Origin of the sequence: Lachnospira multipara ATCC 19207 (assembly GCF_000424105.1) — a bacterium.
Classification (GTDB): Bacteria; Bacillota; Clostridia; order Lachnospirales; family Lachnospiraceae; genus Lachnospira; species Lachnospira multipara.
In genome coordinates this window covers 12,371-27,242 of sequence record NZ_AUJG01000016.1, presented here as the reverse complement: position 1 = coordinate 27,242, position 14,872 = coordinate 12,371, and the positions used below count along the sequence as shown (strand labels likewise).

General features: G+C 30.4%; 24 protein-coding genes. 2 read left to right on the top strand and 22 right to left on the bottom strand.

Features of this window, described 5'->3' with window-relative positions; genetic code table 11:
• Positions 1–13: 13 nt before the first annotated feature.
• From lepB to G600_RS0111175, 7 genes are all read right to left on the bottom strand, one after another.
• Positions 14–514 (bottom strand): signal peptidase I, encoded by a 501-nt coding sequence (gene lepB, locus G600_RS0111205; protein WP_027431997.1) that lies wholly within the window; start codon positions 512–514, stop codon positions 14–16.
• Positions 515–522: 8 nt separating this feature from the next.
• A complete protein-coding gene (locus tag G600_RS0111200) occupies positions 523–903 on the bottom strand; it encodes a hypothetical protein (protein WP_027431996.1) in 381 nt (126 codons plus the stop codon).
• A 70-nt stretch (positions 904–973) separates the two neighbouring features.
• Positions 974–1,543, bottom strand: a complete 570-nt coding sequence (locus G600_RS0111195; protein WP_027431995.1) for a hypothetical protein — start codon at positions 1,541–1,543, stop codon at positions 974–976.
• Positions 1,544–1,653: 110 nt separating this feature from the next.
• Positions 1,654–2,037, bottom strand: a complete 384-nt coding sequence (locus tag G600_RS0111190) for a hypothetical protein (protein WP_027431994.1) — start codon at positions 2,035–2,037, stop codon at positions 1,654–1,656.
• A gap of 91 nt (positions 2,038–2,128) precedes the next feature.
• Positions 2,129–2,497, bottom strand: coding sequence for a hypothetical protein (locus G600_RS0111185; protein WP_027431993.1), 369 nt, complete (start codon positions 2,495–2,497; stop codon positions 2,129–2,131).
• Positions 2,491–3,402, bottom strand: a complete 912-nt coding sequence (locus G600_RS0111180; protein WP_027431992.1) for a DNA-methyltransferase — start codon at positions 3,400–3,402, stop codon at positions 2,491–2,493. Before G600_RS0111180 ends, G600_RS0111185 begins: the two co-directional genes overlap by 7 nt.
• A 3-nt stretch (positions 3,403–3,405) precedes the next feature.
• A complete protein-coding gene (locus G600_RS0111175; RefSeq protein ID WP_027431991.1) occupies positions 3,406–3,642 on the bottom strand; it encodes a hypothetical protein in 237 nt (78 codons plus the stop codon).
• Positions 3,643–3,899: 257 nt separating this feature from the next.
• On the opposite strand from G600_RS0111175, the gene G600_RS0111170 reads away from it, so the two are divergent.
• Complete coding sequence (locus G600_RS0111170) at positions 3,900–4,118, top strand: hypothetical protein (RefSeq protein WP_027431990.1); 219 nt, start codon at positions 3,900–3,902, stop codon at positions 4,116–4,118.
• Between the two features lie 133 nt (positions 4,119–4,251).
• Here G600_RS0111170 and G600_RS0111165 read toward each other — a convergent pair whose 3' ends face one another.
• From G600_RS0111165 to dut, 11 genes are all read right to left on the bottom strand, one after another.
• On the bottom strand, positions 4,252–4,605 hold the full coding sequence (locus G600_RS0111165; protein ID WP_027431989.1) for a hypothetical protein: 354 nt from the start codon (positions 4,603–4,605) through the stop codon (positions 4,252–4,254).
• 357 nt (positions 4,606–4,962) lie between these two features.
• Positions 4,963–6,141, bottom strand: a complete 1,179-nt coding sequence (locus G600_RS0111155) for an ATPase, T2SS/T4P/T4SS family (RefSeq protein WP_027431988.1) — start codon at positions 6,139–6,141, stop codon at positions 4,963–4,965.
• A gap of 117 nt (positions 6,142–6,258) precedes the next feature.
• Positions 6,259–7,782 carry a hypothetical protein gene (locus G600_RS0111150; protein WP_027431987.1) on the bottom strand — a complete coding sequence of 508 codons (1,524 nt, stop codon included), beginning with the start codon at positions 7,780–7,782 and terminating at the stop codon, positions 6,259–6,261.
• 166 nt (positions 7,783–7,948) lie between these two features.
• A complete protein-coding gene (locus G600_RS0111145) occupies positions 7,949–9,016 on the bottom strand; it encodes a hypothetical protein (protein WP_027431986.1) in 1,068 nt (355 codons plus the stop codon).
• Positions 9,017–9,255: 239 nt separating this feature from the next.
• Positions 9,256–9,645, bottom strand: a complete 390-nt coding sequence (locus tag G600_RS0111135; protein ID WP_027431985.1) for a hypothetical protein — start codon at positions 9,643–9,645, stop codon at positions 9,256–9,258.
• A gap of 13 nt (positions 9,646–9,658) precedes the next feature.
• Positions 9,659–10,306 carry a hypothetical protein gene (locus G600_RS0111130; protein WP_027431984.1) on the bottom strand — a complete coding sequence of 216 codons (648 nt, stop codon included), beginning with the start codon at positions 10,304–10,306 and terminating at the stop codon, positions 9,659–9,661.
• A gap of 126 nt (positions 10,307–10,432) precedes the next feature.
• Positions 10,433–10,690, bottom strand: coding sequence for a hypothetical protein (locus tag G600_RS0111125; protein ID WP_155885972.1), 258 nt, complete (start codon positions 10,688–10,690; stop codon positions 10,433–10,435).
• 40 nt (positions 10,691–10,730) lie between these two features.
• Positions 10,731–10,910: a hypothetical protein gene (locus G600_RS0111120; protein WP_027431982.1), complete on the bottom strand. Its 180-nt coding sequence runs from the start codon at positions 10,908–10,910 to the stop codon at positions 10,731–10,733.
• Positions 10,907–11,149, bottom strand: coding sequence for a hypothetical protein (locus G600_RS0111115; RefSeq protein WP_027431981.1), 243 nt, complete (start codon positions 11,147–11,149; stop codon positions 10,907–10,909). Before G600_RS0111115 ends, G600_RS0111120 begins: the two co-directional genes overlap by 4 nt.
• Positions 11,150–11,180: 31 nt before the next feature.
• Positions 11,181–11,567, bottom strand: coding sequence for a hypothetical protein (locus G600_RS0111110; protein ID WP_027431980.1), 387 nt, complete (start codon positions 11,565–11,567; stop codon positions 11,181–11,183).
• A 23-nt stretch (positions 11,568–11,590) separates the two neighbouring features.
• Positions 11,591–12,271, bottom strand: a complete 681-nt coding sequence (dut, locus tag G600_RS15225) for a dUTP diphosphatase (protein ID WP_051195492.1) — start codon at positions 12,269–12,271, stop codon at positions 11,591–11,593.
• Between the two features lie 86 nt (positions 12,272–12,357).
• Here dut and G600_RS15735 point away from each other — a divergent pair, with 86 nt between their 5' ends.
• Positions 12,358–12,528, top strand: coding sequence for a hypothetical protein (locus tag G600_RS15735; RefSeq protein ID WP_155885971.1), 171 nt, complete (start codon positions 12,358–12,360; stop codon positions 12,526–12,528).
• Positions 12,529–12,574: 46 nt separating this feature from the next.
• Here the strand turns inward: G600_RS15735 and G600_RS0111095 are convergent, their stop codons facing one another.
• From G600_RS0111095 to G600_RS0111080, 4 genes are all read right to left on the bottom strand, one after another.
• Entirely contained in the window at positions 12,575–13,408 is an 834-nt protein-coding gene (locus tag G600_RS0111095) for a CpaB family protein (RefSeq protein ID WP_027431979.1), read from the bottom strand.
• A gap of 14 nt (positions 13,409–13,422) precedes the next feature.
• On the bottom strand, positions 13,423–14,169 hold the full coding sequence (locus G600_RS0111090) for a hypothetical protein (RefSeq protein ID WP_155885970.1): 747 nt from the start codon (positions 14,167–14,169) through the stop codon (positions 13,423–13,425).
• Positions 14,102–14,521: a DUF4320 family protein gene (locus G600_RS0111085; RefSeq protein ID WP_027431977.1), complete on the bottom strand. Its 420-nt coding sequence runs from the start codon at positions 14,519–14,521 to the stop codon at positions 14,102–14,104. The genes G600_RS0111090 and G600_RS0111085 overlap by 68 nt, the downstream gene beginning before the upstream one ends.
• Positions 14,522–14,587: 66 nt before the next feature.
• Positions 14,588–14,803: a hypothetical protein gene (locus G600_RS0111080; protein ID WP_027431976.1), complete on the bottom strand. Its 216-nt coding sequence runs from the start codon at positions 14,801–14,803 to the stop codon at positions 14,588–14,590.
• Positions 14,804–14,872 lie beyond the last annotated feature (69 nt).

Sequence of the window (14,872 nt, the reverse complement as noted above, 5' to 3'; positions counted from 1 at the left end):
TATTTCCTTTCGCTCAAAATATTTTTTTTAAAACTTTAAATTTAATTTCGTCAAACGTTCCATATTCACGAGAATCGCTAGAATTATTTCTATTATCACCTAATAAAAAATAACTATCGTCAGGTACTACTATTTCTTTTTGATTGGATAGGGCATCGCCAGTTTGAACCATATCATCAAATACGATACCTAAGTCTAATAGACTATCATTAACATATAATTGTCCTTCAATGATACGAATTCTATCACCTGGCAATCCAACTACCCTTTTTATTAAATATGGGCCATAGCTGCCACTAATTTTGGCAACGACAACATCCCCATATGTAATATTTTCCCTTATTTGTTCTTTCGTATATAAACGTTTGCACAAAACTACGTCATTATCATCAAATTGAGGATACATTGATTTTCCGCTCACAAATGATAATGTGAAAGGTATATTCATATATATAGCAGCTGTAATCACTACTGTTATAATTACTAATAATATTCTCTTTAATTTATCTGTCATATTACTTATTACTTCCCTAAAATCGTGATATTTTTTACTCCTAATCTAATTTCCTTATCATTAAATTTTAATACTTGAACATACAACTTCTGTCTAGCTCCTTTATAATAAAAGGAAAAATTTTCGAAATTAGTTGTTGGAGGTTCTTTTTCTATCATATTTATAAATTTTAGAATCATGTTTTGGTAATCATCCAAATTCATACGGTTAGCACAATTAAGCCCTGCATTTCCGTCAAATTTGGCATCAACACCCTCGCCCCTTATTGTTGTTGAACATGTGTAAAACGGGGTTTTGATTAATTTTGTATTACTCATAATGACCATAGGAACAGGTTCTTCATGATTCAAGCAATAAACAGTTATTTTATTCCAGATATTAATAAGCATAAATCCACCTTTCGTCATCCTAAATATATAAGAATCATTTATAGTTTTTGAAAAATATCTAATATATTTCTTAGTTCATGGCAAAATCAAGAACTACAATATCTTCAAAATGCTGCTCTGTACCGTTAACTTCGTCCTTTTTGATTGGAGTACTAACGCTGCAAACTAAATTAATAGAATTACCAATTTCTATATTAGGCATTCTATCAGGCTTTTTTAAGCTTGTTAGTATTGAAGAATTAACACCATCTTCTGTTCTTGTTTTTACAACAAGATTTAAATATTTATCATTATCGAACATCTTAACGACTTCACCACTTAGATATACATATGTTTCGCTAGGCTTAAAGAACTTTCCTTTTACTCCAAATACCTCTTCTGTATATGTAACATCCTTGTCAACAGCAGTTGCAACAAACTGTTGTACTCTTTTCCCATTAATCTTTCTTGAATTTACATATCCCTCAATACAAACATGCGCTCTATAAGGTAAATTTTCTATTTTTTCTAAAATCTCTGATGAACAAAATACCTGTGGATAAATATTTACACCATTTTTAGAAAATATTGTTACAAAACCTCTGCCGTCATTGAGTCTTCTTACAGAAATAATCTTTCCTTTAATTAAAAACTTATTCATTATATTTCCTCCTAAATAATAATTATTGGTTCTATAATAAATATGTAAGAGCAAATAAAAAAAACTGATCCCGAAGGATCAGCTTTAAGATAATTATTTAATTTAAGTGTTTATGAAAGATATTCGTCTTCCAGTTCGTCAATGTACTGGCCTTCGAATGAATTATAATCTTCATCATCGTTCATTCTTTCTCGAACTTCACTCGCCCAATACCAAGCGTCTTCATCTGAAACTTCATAATTCTCACGCAAGAACTCAGCAGTTGCCGCAATTTCATAATTTCGTGCCAAATTCTGCATGTTTATGTTTACAGGTGTTTCTTCTTTGAGCCTTACAAGAGCTGAAATACAAGCGTCTTGAAATGTATCAAAATAGTTTGCTCCATCCCATGTGCCTGTTTTCTCGTCATAACCGCTAACACAAATAAATGGTTCGAATTTTGTGCTACGCTGAATTATTGTACTTTTTCCAATCGTTCCTAATACTTTATTCATATAAATCTCCTTTCAAAAAGACATGTATTTATATTCTAATTTAAAATGTTTTGATATATATTCATATAATCTGGAATAAATCAAGAATGTTTTAAGATTCGATTGTTAAAATCGCATTTGAAGGAAATGATGTAGTATGTAATTCATAATAATCCTCTTCGGCATTTTCTGTGAATACATAATCAATCAATTCCCTTATAGGCTTATCGTAAAATAAATTTTCAATAGTATCTTTCAACAACATAAATCCACCGCCAATTTCTGATGGATATTCTTCTTTTACTAGGTCATCTTTTAAATAAACTTCGGTATAAATATAATCGACATAACCATCTTCAATATCTTCGTATAGAAGATTGTCGCCTGAGCCTTCCTTAATAAAAAGAACATACTTATCGTATTCAAGCTTTATATCTTGGCCATTATAAGTCATATCTAATAAATTATCCAAAACTAACATGTGTATATCTCCTTAATTTTATTCATTTTGAGTCTGCAAGCTATTTTTTCTACCTTTTCTTTTGCAAGTTCTATTAAGATAGCTCTTCGTCCTTTATTAAGTGCCGCTTCTCCTAACGCTCCAGAGCCAGCAAACTGATCCAGAACTATTTCATTAGGTTTTGAAATATAATCAAGAATCTGTTCGTATAAGGCCACTGGTTTTTCAGATTGCGCTAATATGTCTTTTCTAGGAACAGCCTGTACATCAAAACATGTTGGTAACATTCCATTCGCTCCTGACATAAATCTTGTAGGATTACCATTTTCATCTAATCCTCTTTGCTTGTCAGGTCGTAATGCTCTAGCTTTCCCTTTTGTAAAGAAAAGAATGTCTTCTGTGTTCTTTGCTTTTCTGCCCGTATTAGACACAAAAGTCCCTTTCTTCCATGAAACCTTTGCATAATACTCGAAACCAGCTTTTTTAGCCATCTCTTTTATTCTGTATAAATACTCATAATTCGTTGCTGATTCTGCTGGAATTATTTCACAAAGGAAAGAACCCTTCTTTAAGACTCTAGCTTTTTCGTCAAAATCCTCTTGTACATATTGGAAAGTATCATAATTTGCGAAATTTCTATTTCCTCCCTTTGTAGACTTTTTATCTTCCCAAGGGTGGTCTGTTACGATACAATCAATACTTTCGTCTGCTAATGCACTTAAATTCCTTCCATTGCCTTCTATTAATAAACAGCTGTTGTCTATAGTGGCATAAATACCTCTTCCAACTCTTTCAAAAGCAATGCCTAGATTTTCATATATACGTGCTCTAACTGACTCCTTATTTACATCGGGATTTGCCATATAGGCTTCTTTTAAGGTAAACCTTGCATTTTTGAAACACTCAATTAAATTTTCAACTATCATACTTTATTCCTCCTGACCTGCGAGAGCACACTCTAACATACAAGCGTATCTCAATTCAGATTTTATCTCAGCTAAAATATCATTCTTTTTCATTAGATTTTTTAGCCCTAGACTTTTTAATCCCTTAAGCTTTCCGTTTAACCAAGAGTTATGACATCTAGAGATTCTTTGGTATTCCTTTAATTTTTCTAGTAAATTAGCCTCGTAAATTTTGTGTGAATTCATAATTTCATTAATCATCTTATATTTCTCCTTTTATTTGTTTTATTACATTAGAAATATATAAGAAATTCAGGTCACAAAATAAAAAAAAAATAGCCGTTATAAGACAATATCATTAAGTTAAGAGTCAATCAAGAAAAACCCCAGTCAGCTTTTTTCTAAACCTCAAAATCTATTAAGTTAAGAAAATACTAATTGTTGAAATAACCTATGAATAGCAGTATAATAAAGTATGGAATTGTATGATATGGATGATATTATGAAGGAGGTAGTATATGGCTACTCAAATGGAGAAAAAAACATTATCTACAATATCACGCCAATCAATTATGTTAGCGAAGCAAGCCAGATTGGAACAACAGAAAAATGGACATGTGAGCGTGAAGTGCCCAAAATGCAATGGCACACCAGAGATTACGATGACTTCGAACGGTGAACGTACTATCGTTAGTTGTCCTTGCGGCTATATAAAAAATATAGAAATCAATTTTTAAGAGATAAAAAACCACTTCGACATATCCTTTTGCGGAATACGAAGTGGTTTTTCTTCATCTATTGGCTTAACTTAATGACATTGCGTCATAAGACAACTGTTTTTATCGATAATATATTTATTTATCTTGTTTTTTAGCATGTACCTTTTACATCCTCTTCATCTAAATCATCTATAAATTCTGGGATATAATCATTATATTTCTTATTTTCTTTGAATAGTTCAGTCATATATTCTAACAAAATTTCGTTACTTTTGATCCCATGCTTTTCTAATATTTGATTTAGTACTCTACCATGTGTCATACTATCTAATGCCTGGAAAACAGCTCTATCATATGCTTGTAAAATTACATCATCACACATTTCCTTTGTCGCTGGAACTAGCAATTTTTCTCCATTCTTACCATAAATAATTACTTTTCCATTTAATGCAGCCTTAATATGCTCTTTCTCCTGATTACAATAATTACCAAATGTACAAGTCATTCGTTATTCCTACCTTTCTTACAAGTTTTTTCTTCACATTCTAAACATTCTGTATAGAGAACTATTTCTTTTGTTTCTGGACAAATTTTACTCATTTTTTTCTCCTTAAAGATAATAAAAAGAAATATATTTTTCTTTCTCTACAATAAATATATAAGAGTATTTTATAATTAAAAGGGTAGCACACTAGCTACCCTCTGAGCGGCTTACTCACGACTAAAGTCACGAGAGTGCGGCGGCAATTATTCAATGGTTAGTCTTTTTATTTAGTGGTTCGAGTTTTTGGTACTCTCAGTTCGAGAAATTGGTACTCTCAGTTCGAGAAATTGCCACTTTGGTTTTTTCCGCTAAAAGCGATTATACATCAATATCATTGACTCCTTCACTTCTTGAAAAAACCTTTGTATAATCCATTTTTGAGATTTCTTCATTAAATCCATTTACTTCCGAAATTTCTTCTACTTTATAATCCTTCATAAAGATTACAGTTTTAAAATTAGATAGCATGGCCATTAATTCTTTTTTAGAATAATCTGAAGTATATTTTGCATAATCGACTAATTTATCAAGAGCAGATTGTGAAGAATATGCATGAATAGTTGTTGCACATATATGTCCTGTATAACTTGCATTTAATAAATACGCTGCTTCAGCTCCCTTTGTTTCACCGATGATAAAATAATCGATATCCATTGTAAGTCCAGCAATAGATAAGTCCTTTAAATCATATCTGGTATCTGATTCGCCATTACCTTCAACTGAATGGAGGAAAATCATATCTGGATGATTCTTTGTTGTTAATTCCTCTGCTTGCTGCAAAACTAATACAGATTTATCTGCTGGTATTTTTTCTTTTAATGCATTCAAAATAGTTGTCTTTCCACTTGAATTAGCTCCACATATTAGCATTGAACCGCTTCTTAATCTTTCTTTTAGATAATTTGCTATCTGAGGAGATAACATTCCTGGATCATCTTCTGATAAATCCTCTAATTCTGGGAAATTCTTAGGTACTTTTCTAATAATTAGTTCATAGTTCTCATTAGTCGTTAAATAAGGAGTTACAAGTGTAAATCGTAAAATAGAATCACCATCTGTATCATTATCTGTAAATCTTCTGATTGCATTTACATTAGATATATTAACCTTATTTCTTGTTGTAACCGATTCAATAAAACGTTTATATTCTTCTGGTGAATTAAACGAAATGTCGCTTAAGAACTTTTTACCTTTTCTTTTGATTACTATTTTATTCCAATCATGTACTTTAATATCACTTACTGTTTTATCTTTAATAGCCGATGTTAGTACAGAATATCCAAATAGATTCTCTGTTAATTTGCTTACGGCAATATTAATATCAGATATATCATCAGCTGAGAATAACTCTCTCGCACTTTTTAATGCGTCTGTTTTAAATTTTTCTACGCCTGCGTGACCTTCTTTTTTTAATCTCATTAGCAAATCACCAGAATCTCTTGTATAAAAATTCATTAATCCCTTATAAATTCTCTCTACACTATTATTATTTGACATTTATATTACCCTTATCCTTTCTTATTAGCTTATATATGTTTTCACAATAAATATATAAGAGCATTTTTCATCAAAAAAAGAGCGAAGGTTTTCCCTTCGCCCTTTGTGATTTATGAATTATTCAGGTAAAATATAATTTTTATCGCATCCATCAATGAGTGTGTAAAGTATTAAATAATTTGTATAAATATAATCTTTGTAAATATCTTTATATTTATCCCAATTTGATTCATCTGCCATTATTTCATCATATGTATCTAACACGTCTTTAGCAAATTTAAGAGTTTCTTCATCATATACTTTACTAGCTATTTTTTTATTAATAGCACTTTCATATAGTGGCTTGTACATAGTATTATATCTTTTTTCAAAATTTTCCCATGTTTGGTCACTAAATAGAACTAATTTTTCATCTCTTTTAAGTCCTAGCAAATTATACATGTCATTTCTTCTATTTCTAGGTAATAAATCGAGTTCTGTAAAATGAAACAATCTACCGTCATCATCTACAAAGCAATCATGTTCATCACGCCAATGGGGTAGACAATGTCTATCAATTTGTTCATCCACAAAATATTTTCTTTGATTTAACATAATATCTATATAATCAATGTCATAAACCTTTTTGCAGTCTTCCATTAATACCTTATAAAGATCTAAAATTCTTGTGAATGCATAACGATTTTTAACAATGTAATGAGCAAACATAGAATCCATATTATAATGTATTCTCGTAGTTGCGTTTTCTTTAAGTTTTTTCATTTCCATATCAGTCAATTCACTTAAACGAACTTCATGATTTTCATATAAGTAATTTGTTAATTCTACTAAACCTTCATGCGACATATCAAAATTTGTATTAAAATACTTATTCAAAAGGTCAATACATCTTTTTATGTTATGTCCAGCGCATAGAAAAGAAGCATATGAAACATTTTTAATCCAGTTCCACACTGGATCTTCATGTTGATTACTTTCCCATACACCATTTCTAAGTTTAGTATTATTATCATTAAATCCGAAATAGATATATTTTAAATATCTATAATCTGTGTCTGTTGCTGGGTAATAAAAATTTCCAAGATAAGGTATAATACCAGTCTTACTAGCCATATTATGTTCATAATCCCAAATAAAATCTTTTTCATTTAGGTTATCGTAATTGAATGAATAACCCTTCATGTTTCTAAGAAGTGGAACTGAAAAGTCGCATTCATCTAAGTTGGTTACAATTCGTGATGTTGATGCTATTTCTAAAGATATAACTGAGTATATAATATGGTCTATAATTGCATTATAAAATTTCTTTTCTGCTTCTTCTAATTTAATCTTATCTTTTTCTTTCTTTGTAATTTTATAAAAATATAATGCTCTATCATAACTTGAATGGCTCATATACAAAAGAAAGCCTGAGTCATCTTCCGAAACATCTAATGCGACTTTTTTATCGCAATATTCAAAGCCATCTACATTTACAGCTTTCTTGTAATTCTTGAAATTTTTTCTACATTTTTTAATTACTTTTTCAGATTCCTTTCGATCCTTAGCTGTATGTGCCCCCATTTTCTTATTTAATTCATTTATCTTATTTGCATTATCTTTCATTGCATTTACTAATTTTTCTTGTCTTTCTGTCATCATAAAAAATCTCCTTGGTTTTGTTTATTTATTTTTACACAATAAATATATATGAATTTTTAGTCGTTTTTTGTAAATATCTAATATATTTATTTTCCAGCCATGATTTATTAAAAACCCAACCACATATATGCAATGTGATTGGGTAACAAATTGATTATTAAGGCTTTTATCTTGCGTTTTCTTTTGTTTTTGTAGGGTTGTCAATTATCTTATTATTAAGCTTTTGAGATTTCGCTTTTGCTTTTTCTATTCTCTTATCAAGAGATGAAGTATTTCTGCCTAAATCATTAAGTGCTTTTTTATTTAATTCTTGCGATTTTATATAGGCTTTATGCGCATTGTTGTATGCGTTTGTATGTTCATTTGCATATTCAATATTTTTATCTGCTAAAGATTTAAAAGCTGCCGATATTTTACCAGTTTTAACAGGTTCAATCTTTTGCTGTTTACCAATCAATGTTCTGCCTAAGTTTTTAAATCCATTCTTTACATTAGAGGTATATCTTTCAGCTTTTTCAAAAGTATTTCCTAATCCTCTTTCCACAACAGCAGTTACTCTAGCCTCAGCAGCCGAAACCAAATAGTATGATTTCGCAGCTCTATTAATTGAATAGCCAAGTTCTGTAAAAGCTTGCTTACCTCTTAGCTTTGTTGCTTCTAAAGAACGTGTTATTTTACGGCTTATATCGTCAAAGAATCTTTTTCCTCTTATAAGATTTATTTTAGCTCTTCTTTCAACATAATTAAAAGCTGCTTTAACTTGCTTTGTGAGTCGATCTTTTATCGAGCCTTTTTTTTCTCTAATTTCTTTTTGTAATTTGTCCGTATGTTCTTTGGCTGCTTTTAACTGGTCGAAAACTTCTGGAGGGCATCCAGCCTGCCTGGTTTGATTTTCTAATTCTTCTTCTTTTTTAAGAGACTTCCAATATTCAGATTTCAATTCTTCCAATGTCTTTTTCTTGTCTTCTTCAGATATTTCCTCATTTGCAAACTTTTTTGCGTCTTCTTTTGTTTGTTCATCTACATTAGCTTTATCAATTACATCATTTACCAGCTTATCATGTAGGTTGTCTAGGGCTTTGCCATCTTTTTGCTTTAAGGCCTTTTCTATATCTGCCCCTAGGATATTTGCATCTCTATCAATAGATTCTGGTGCGAGGTCTAAATTAAGTTCCTTTTCTTTAAGAGCTGCTTCTTCTTTTGCCATATTTTCATAATACTGTATCTCGTCCATAAATAATTCCTTTCTATCGAGATTAATTGTTTCATTACAAATATATATGATTTTTAAAAGCAAAAAAAAATCCGTCCTTATCAAATAGACAAAGACGGATTTTAATATTTAACTCATACACTCTAAATAAGCTTTGTATAGATTTTTTAGTTCATATTCCATCAGAAAATCTTCTATAATATTTTTGTTATTATAAATTTCCTGCATGAACACACAATAATCCATATATCCTTCATTTATTATATAAGTCTGTGGTACAAGTCGTAAATATACCCTGATAATGCTTTTTTATAATATTCTTCTACTTCATCTTCTGAAGTTTCTGTCAAATATAAATCTTCACATTCATTATATACATCAAACATAAGTGTTATTTCGTTAGAAAAATTTTTATTGTTATCCACTAATGGGAAATATTCTATGTTTTCTAATCTAACACCATTATCTGCAGTGTATTCTAAAATGCTAATTTTATTGATCTGGCCACAAGAATTTCTTTGATATTGAATTTCCTTTTCATCTAATCCATATCTTCTAAGGCACTCTAAATTGTTTCTTAACTTAGCATCTAACAAAGTATCCTTTAAATCATTGATACCTTCTTTTATTTCTTCTAATGAATATATCATAACAAATTCCTTTCTACGCTCTGTTTTTTTCGTCAATGTCAAATGAAGCAACTAAAAATCTATTTTCTGCTTCTAAATAATCATAAATATCTCCATAGAATAAATGACAAACAGGCATTTCTAATTCGCTTGGCAATTCCCTTGAAGGCTTTTCTTCATAATATATACGATTTGCTACTGCTACTCTGTACTTATCTGTTAAAACTTCCCATCTGTTTTTTCTTTCTAAAACAATTTGTTCTTCACAGTTTCCTTTATTTGGAACAATTATTTTATCTCCAGGTACTAGTTTTTCAAATTTGTCAGAACCATATCGTTTATAATTCTTCCACTTTATATTTTTTAATTTAATATAAATACCTGCATCTTCAACAGCGTCTTCATAAACATCAAACTTTCCATCTGGCCAAGAAAATTTAGGATCATTAAAATCTATATTTTCAATTACCTTTTCGATTTGAGCTGGAGTCAGTTTGATTCCTTGTTGCTTGGCATCTATAAATTCGTATATAGTGTTTTCTACGTCTTTTGCTGAACGAATAGAAATATCTAACACAGCTTTTTGCTTTGCCAATTCCTCACGAATTTGATTAATTTCCTTTCCTGATAATTCATTATTTTGTAAAAAATTAATAACATCACTTGTATTTGTAATATGCATTATGTAGTTTCTCCTTTCAAATTTTGTTTACAAAATAAATATATAAGAAAAAAGACTACCTTTATAATATGTACCCAGAATCCTGGATACATATCTTTTACGGTAGTCTTTTAGGCAATTATTATCCTAATCAAACATATAACAATTATCATTATCTGGACAATTAGACTGTCCAGCTTTACAGCAATTATTTTCTTCACTCCAAAGACAACAATCATGTGGTGTCGAATATGATTCGCTAACAGGGAACGTTGCATATCTATCGTCATCTGCACCTAAGTCATACACTTCACCGCACCACTTTACTTTGGTTGTATTTAGTTCTACCATTGCATCAAGTAACTCTAAAATATCTCCATTACACAAAAATGATGTCGAGTTCAAAAACCCATATAACTTTTCAACACTAATGACCATTGTATTCCTACCTTTCTGTTTTGTACTTGTCGATAACTTGTAATACCATTCTTACTATGGAATCTGTATTATCGTAAAAATCACCAAAGTCAAAGTCCATCTGTTCTACCTCGGCTCTAAAGTCGTCATCGTAATCGTTCCACTCAGTATCTGGTTCTAATTTATCTGCATCTATCAACCTGCTCATATTCTACCTCCTGTATTTCTTTCCATTATCAAAAGAAGAATCGCCTTTCGGGTTCTTTCAGAAAACATTCTAAATCTCTTTAAATCATCATCTTCACAAACAGAATCTGTATTATTTACAATATATTCTAATTCTCGTTTTGCTACATCAAAAGTAGGTTCGCTTTGTCGTATTGAATATAGTAAAAAATATTTCTTAGCATTAAAATAAAAAGGATCTTCTATTTCTGCTTGCATCATTTACTCTCTCCTTTCAACTTTATTCGTAACGTTACCACCTTATTGTTAGCAAATCCAAACATGTTTCGTTATCATATACGAATTCTTGGTAGCCTACTACAATCATTTGTGGACCATAAGAGTCACCATCTAAAGAAACAATTTCTCCACTTTCGATTTTAAATACACCGCAAAAGCCAAGTACATCTGGATAATCAGGTATTTTACTTACATCATGTAACTGGATTTCAGCATATTTATCCGAAAATAGATCCGTTTTGTCAAATTCTGTTGGTTTTTCCAAAAATATGAAATCTTCATAACGAGCATTGTTTGATACACGCTGTTTTAATTCTTCAAATGTTTCTTCTTTATTCATAAGCTCTTTTAAGGATTTAGCACTAACAAAAATAGGATTTTCTATTTTCATTAGTGCCATTTATTTCTACCTTTCTTTAAAAATTACATTAACAACTTTTCAATTTCATCACAGATATAAGCACAACCTTCTTCCCAATCCGTTTGAGCATCAGTAGGTCGGTTGTTTTCGATAAAATCTAAAAGTTTGTCCTTTCTTAATGGTTTCGTTGCTAATTCTTCGATTTCATCACAGGCGTAAGCGCAGCCTCTTTCCCAATCTGTTCGAACATCGGTAGGACGGTTATCTTCGATGAAATCTAAAATCTTTTCTTGTACACCTTCAGTTGGCATGTTATTAATTCCACTTCTTCCAGTAGAGCCAAATCCATTTGTACCTCTTTCAGTTACAGTATCGAAATCATCAACTTCTACTAATGTATCCACTGAAATTGGCATAATCACTAGCTGACTAATCTTATCACCTGGTTCAAAAGTATAATCTTCTGTACTATGGTTATATAGCTTAACAGCAATTGAACCCTGATATCCTGTATCTATGAGTCCTGTTGATAAAAGCCCATGCTTAACATTTAATCCTGATTTAGATACAAGTAATCCAGCATAACCTACTGGAATTTCAATATGTACTCCTGTATCTATTACAGCAGAACTGCCTGCCTTTACTAATACTTCTCTTGGTGTACATAAATCAAAACCTGCATCTACATCATGTGCCTTGCGTGGCATAATTCCACCATTGCTTAATTTAATTTTAATTGCCATAATTATTTCTCCTTTTTAAAAAATATTATTCCATAATAAATATATAAGAATTTCTTCTTGTATATTTATCGTGGAGGTGATTATACATGGAAGATAAACTCTTAGAATTTAAGATAAGAAGAGGACCTTCTGGCCTTATTTTTTTAGCATTTGTTAATAAAAAGGAAGTTGCCAGAGCTGATTCTTTTGTAGAGTTAGCGGAAAAATTAAATAAAGATAACACTGATATTTATACATATCTCTCTTTATCAATCTAAAAAAATAAACCTATTAGCCGTTTAAAGCTAATAGGTCTTTTTTTATTTACTCTGTACAAATTGTAGCACTAATTGATGCACCATTTAGAATTGCACCTGTAATATAATCTGCGTCACTTTCAGGTACAACAATGTTAATTCTGCTTGTTATACTTGTTGTATCGTTATTTGAAATTCTTACACCATCAGATGTAAAAGCCTTTGATACATATATTCTTTTATATGTTGGTGATACAGATAAACTTGTATCAACTGTTCCTTTAGTTGAAATACTTTCACCAGGATTTAAATATGTAACAGATTTATCACCATTAATTACTGTTGTTTCTGATGTACTTGTTAAATTCGATGAATTAGCATTTCCATTATAGATATATAAATCAATATAATCTGATTCTCTAATAATACCATTAACGCCACTTGTCAAAGATGATAATGAAATACCGATTTCCTTTGTTCCATTTTCAGCATCGTTAATAGAATAAAACATATTATCTGTTAAAACTGTATTTTTTGATAAATCATATAATGCATATGTATCCTTAATTTGCGATAGGTCAGTAATTGCATTTTCTGGTACTACAGATGAATCAATTTGCTTTTCTGTAAAATATGACTTATCAGTAATTTGAGTACCAGCAGATATATCGCTTGAAAGCACATATACAGATGTTCTATCGTATTCACTTAATACTCGATTTTCTGCAGATAATAATAACCAATAAGATAAACTAGCTATTACGATTGAAACTAATCCTGCAATAATAGCTATTGAAAGTTTACCATTTCTCTTCTCTTTTCTTTTTGCCTTGTCTTCCTTTTTTGCTTCCTGATTTTCTATATCAATCAGTTCATCTTCTCTATAAAAATTGTCTGCCATAAGACCTCCTATTCTTATTCTAGATCTAAATTGCAATAAATTTGTTTTGTTACATATTTTTCTATTCCCATTATTTTTACAGGGAACTGGAATTCAATATAAACGCTCACAGTATCAGTTTTTACCTCTTGGCCAGTAGGCGTTTTTAATCCAAAACTAGATGTGTTAGTAGAGCTAGAGTATCCAACATTAGGAATTTCTTCTATTGGTTCTCTATTTTTACTTATAACATCAGTTTCATCAGGAGTAGATTGGCTTGTATATGTATAACTTCTGATTTGTTCATCTTTTACATCATAAAAAATAACCTTTTTTACACATGCAGGGTAAACAGATGTATTGTACAACTTATTTTCGCTTGTAATATTAGCTAAATATGTTCCATCTTCATGTTCCATATTTAAATTTATTGCGATTAAGTCAATTACTTGTTCATACATTCTATTTACATCGTTTAAGTTTTCAAAACTTCCTGTATTATCATTATTTTTATTATTATCGCTCAATGTTAAATTACCAAAAAGAGTAATATTTTGTGTATCAACATCTAGCACAGCCATTCCGCTTGCTGTTAAAGCATCTTGTACACTAGTTATTGCTATATTTAACTTTTGTCTCTGGTATAAAATTGAACCTAATGTCAGTGTAAAAACTAATAAAAATACTCCAAAAATAAAAGCCCATCCCTTATGTTTATTTCTTAGAAATAGACGCATATTCTGTTTTGTATTTGAAATTCTTCCCGATAAGTTCTGATACATATGGCGATAATCCAAGCTCTTCGTATGTCGCATTAACTTCAATTGTAATAATAACCTCCTCTCCATATTGAGCGGTAGTATTGTCATTATTATATGTAATTACAATATTATTTCTATCGATTCCAAGATTTGTAAGCTTGTTTGAAATTTCTTCTATATCTGTTTCGTTTAAACTGCCTTGCTGCTCTAAGACTAAAAGAGAACTTCTTGCATATGTATTGATATTTCTTTTGACTTCTAATATCTTAAAGAAATATACCATACTAACCACTATCAGCATTAAGGCCACTATGCAAACTAGAGTTCCTAACATATCTCCAAATCCCGAACCCTTATGAGTTTTTTTAAACATATTATTCCACCTTATCAATGCAGGGAAGGAAGAAAATTCCTCCCCCACATATATCTGCTTATTTGATTATGGGTTAGTTACATCTGATGCCCCATTCTCCCAATCGTTTAACTGCTCAATTTCTGTTGCTGTTGACTGGATTGAGCCTTTTAATGTTGGCATGATGAAGTAATTGAATGAAAAAATAAGGATCATAACAAGTAGGATTAAACCTACTGTAACGATTAATCCGTCAAATCCCTTCTTTGTACTTGACTTTAATTTACCTAATACTTTCTTCATCTTATGAAACCTCCTTGAATTTTATTTTTCTTTTTCACTATAAATATATAAGAGTAATTTTCATTACAA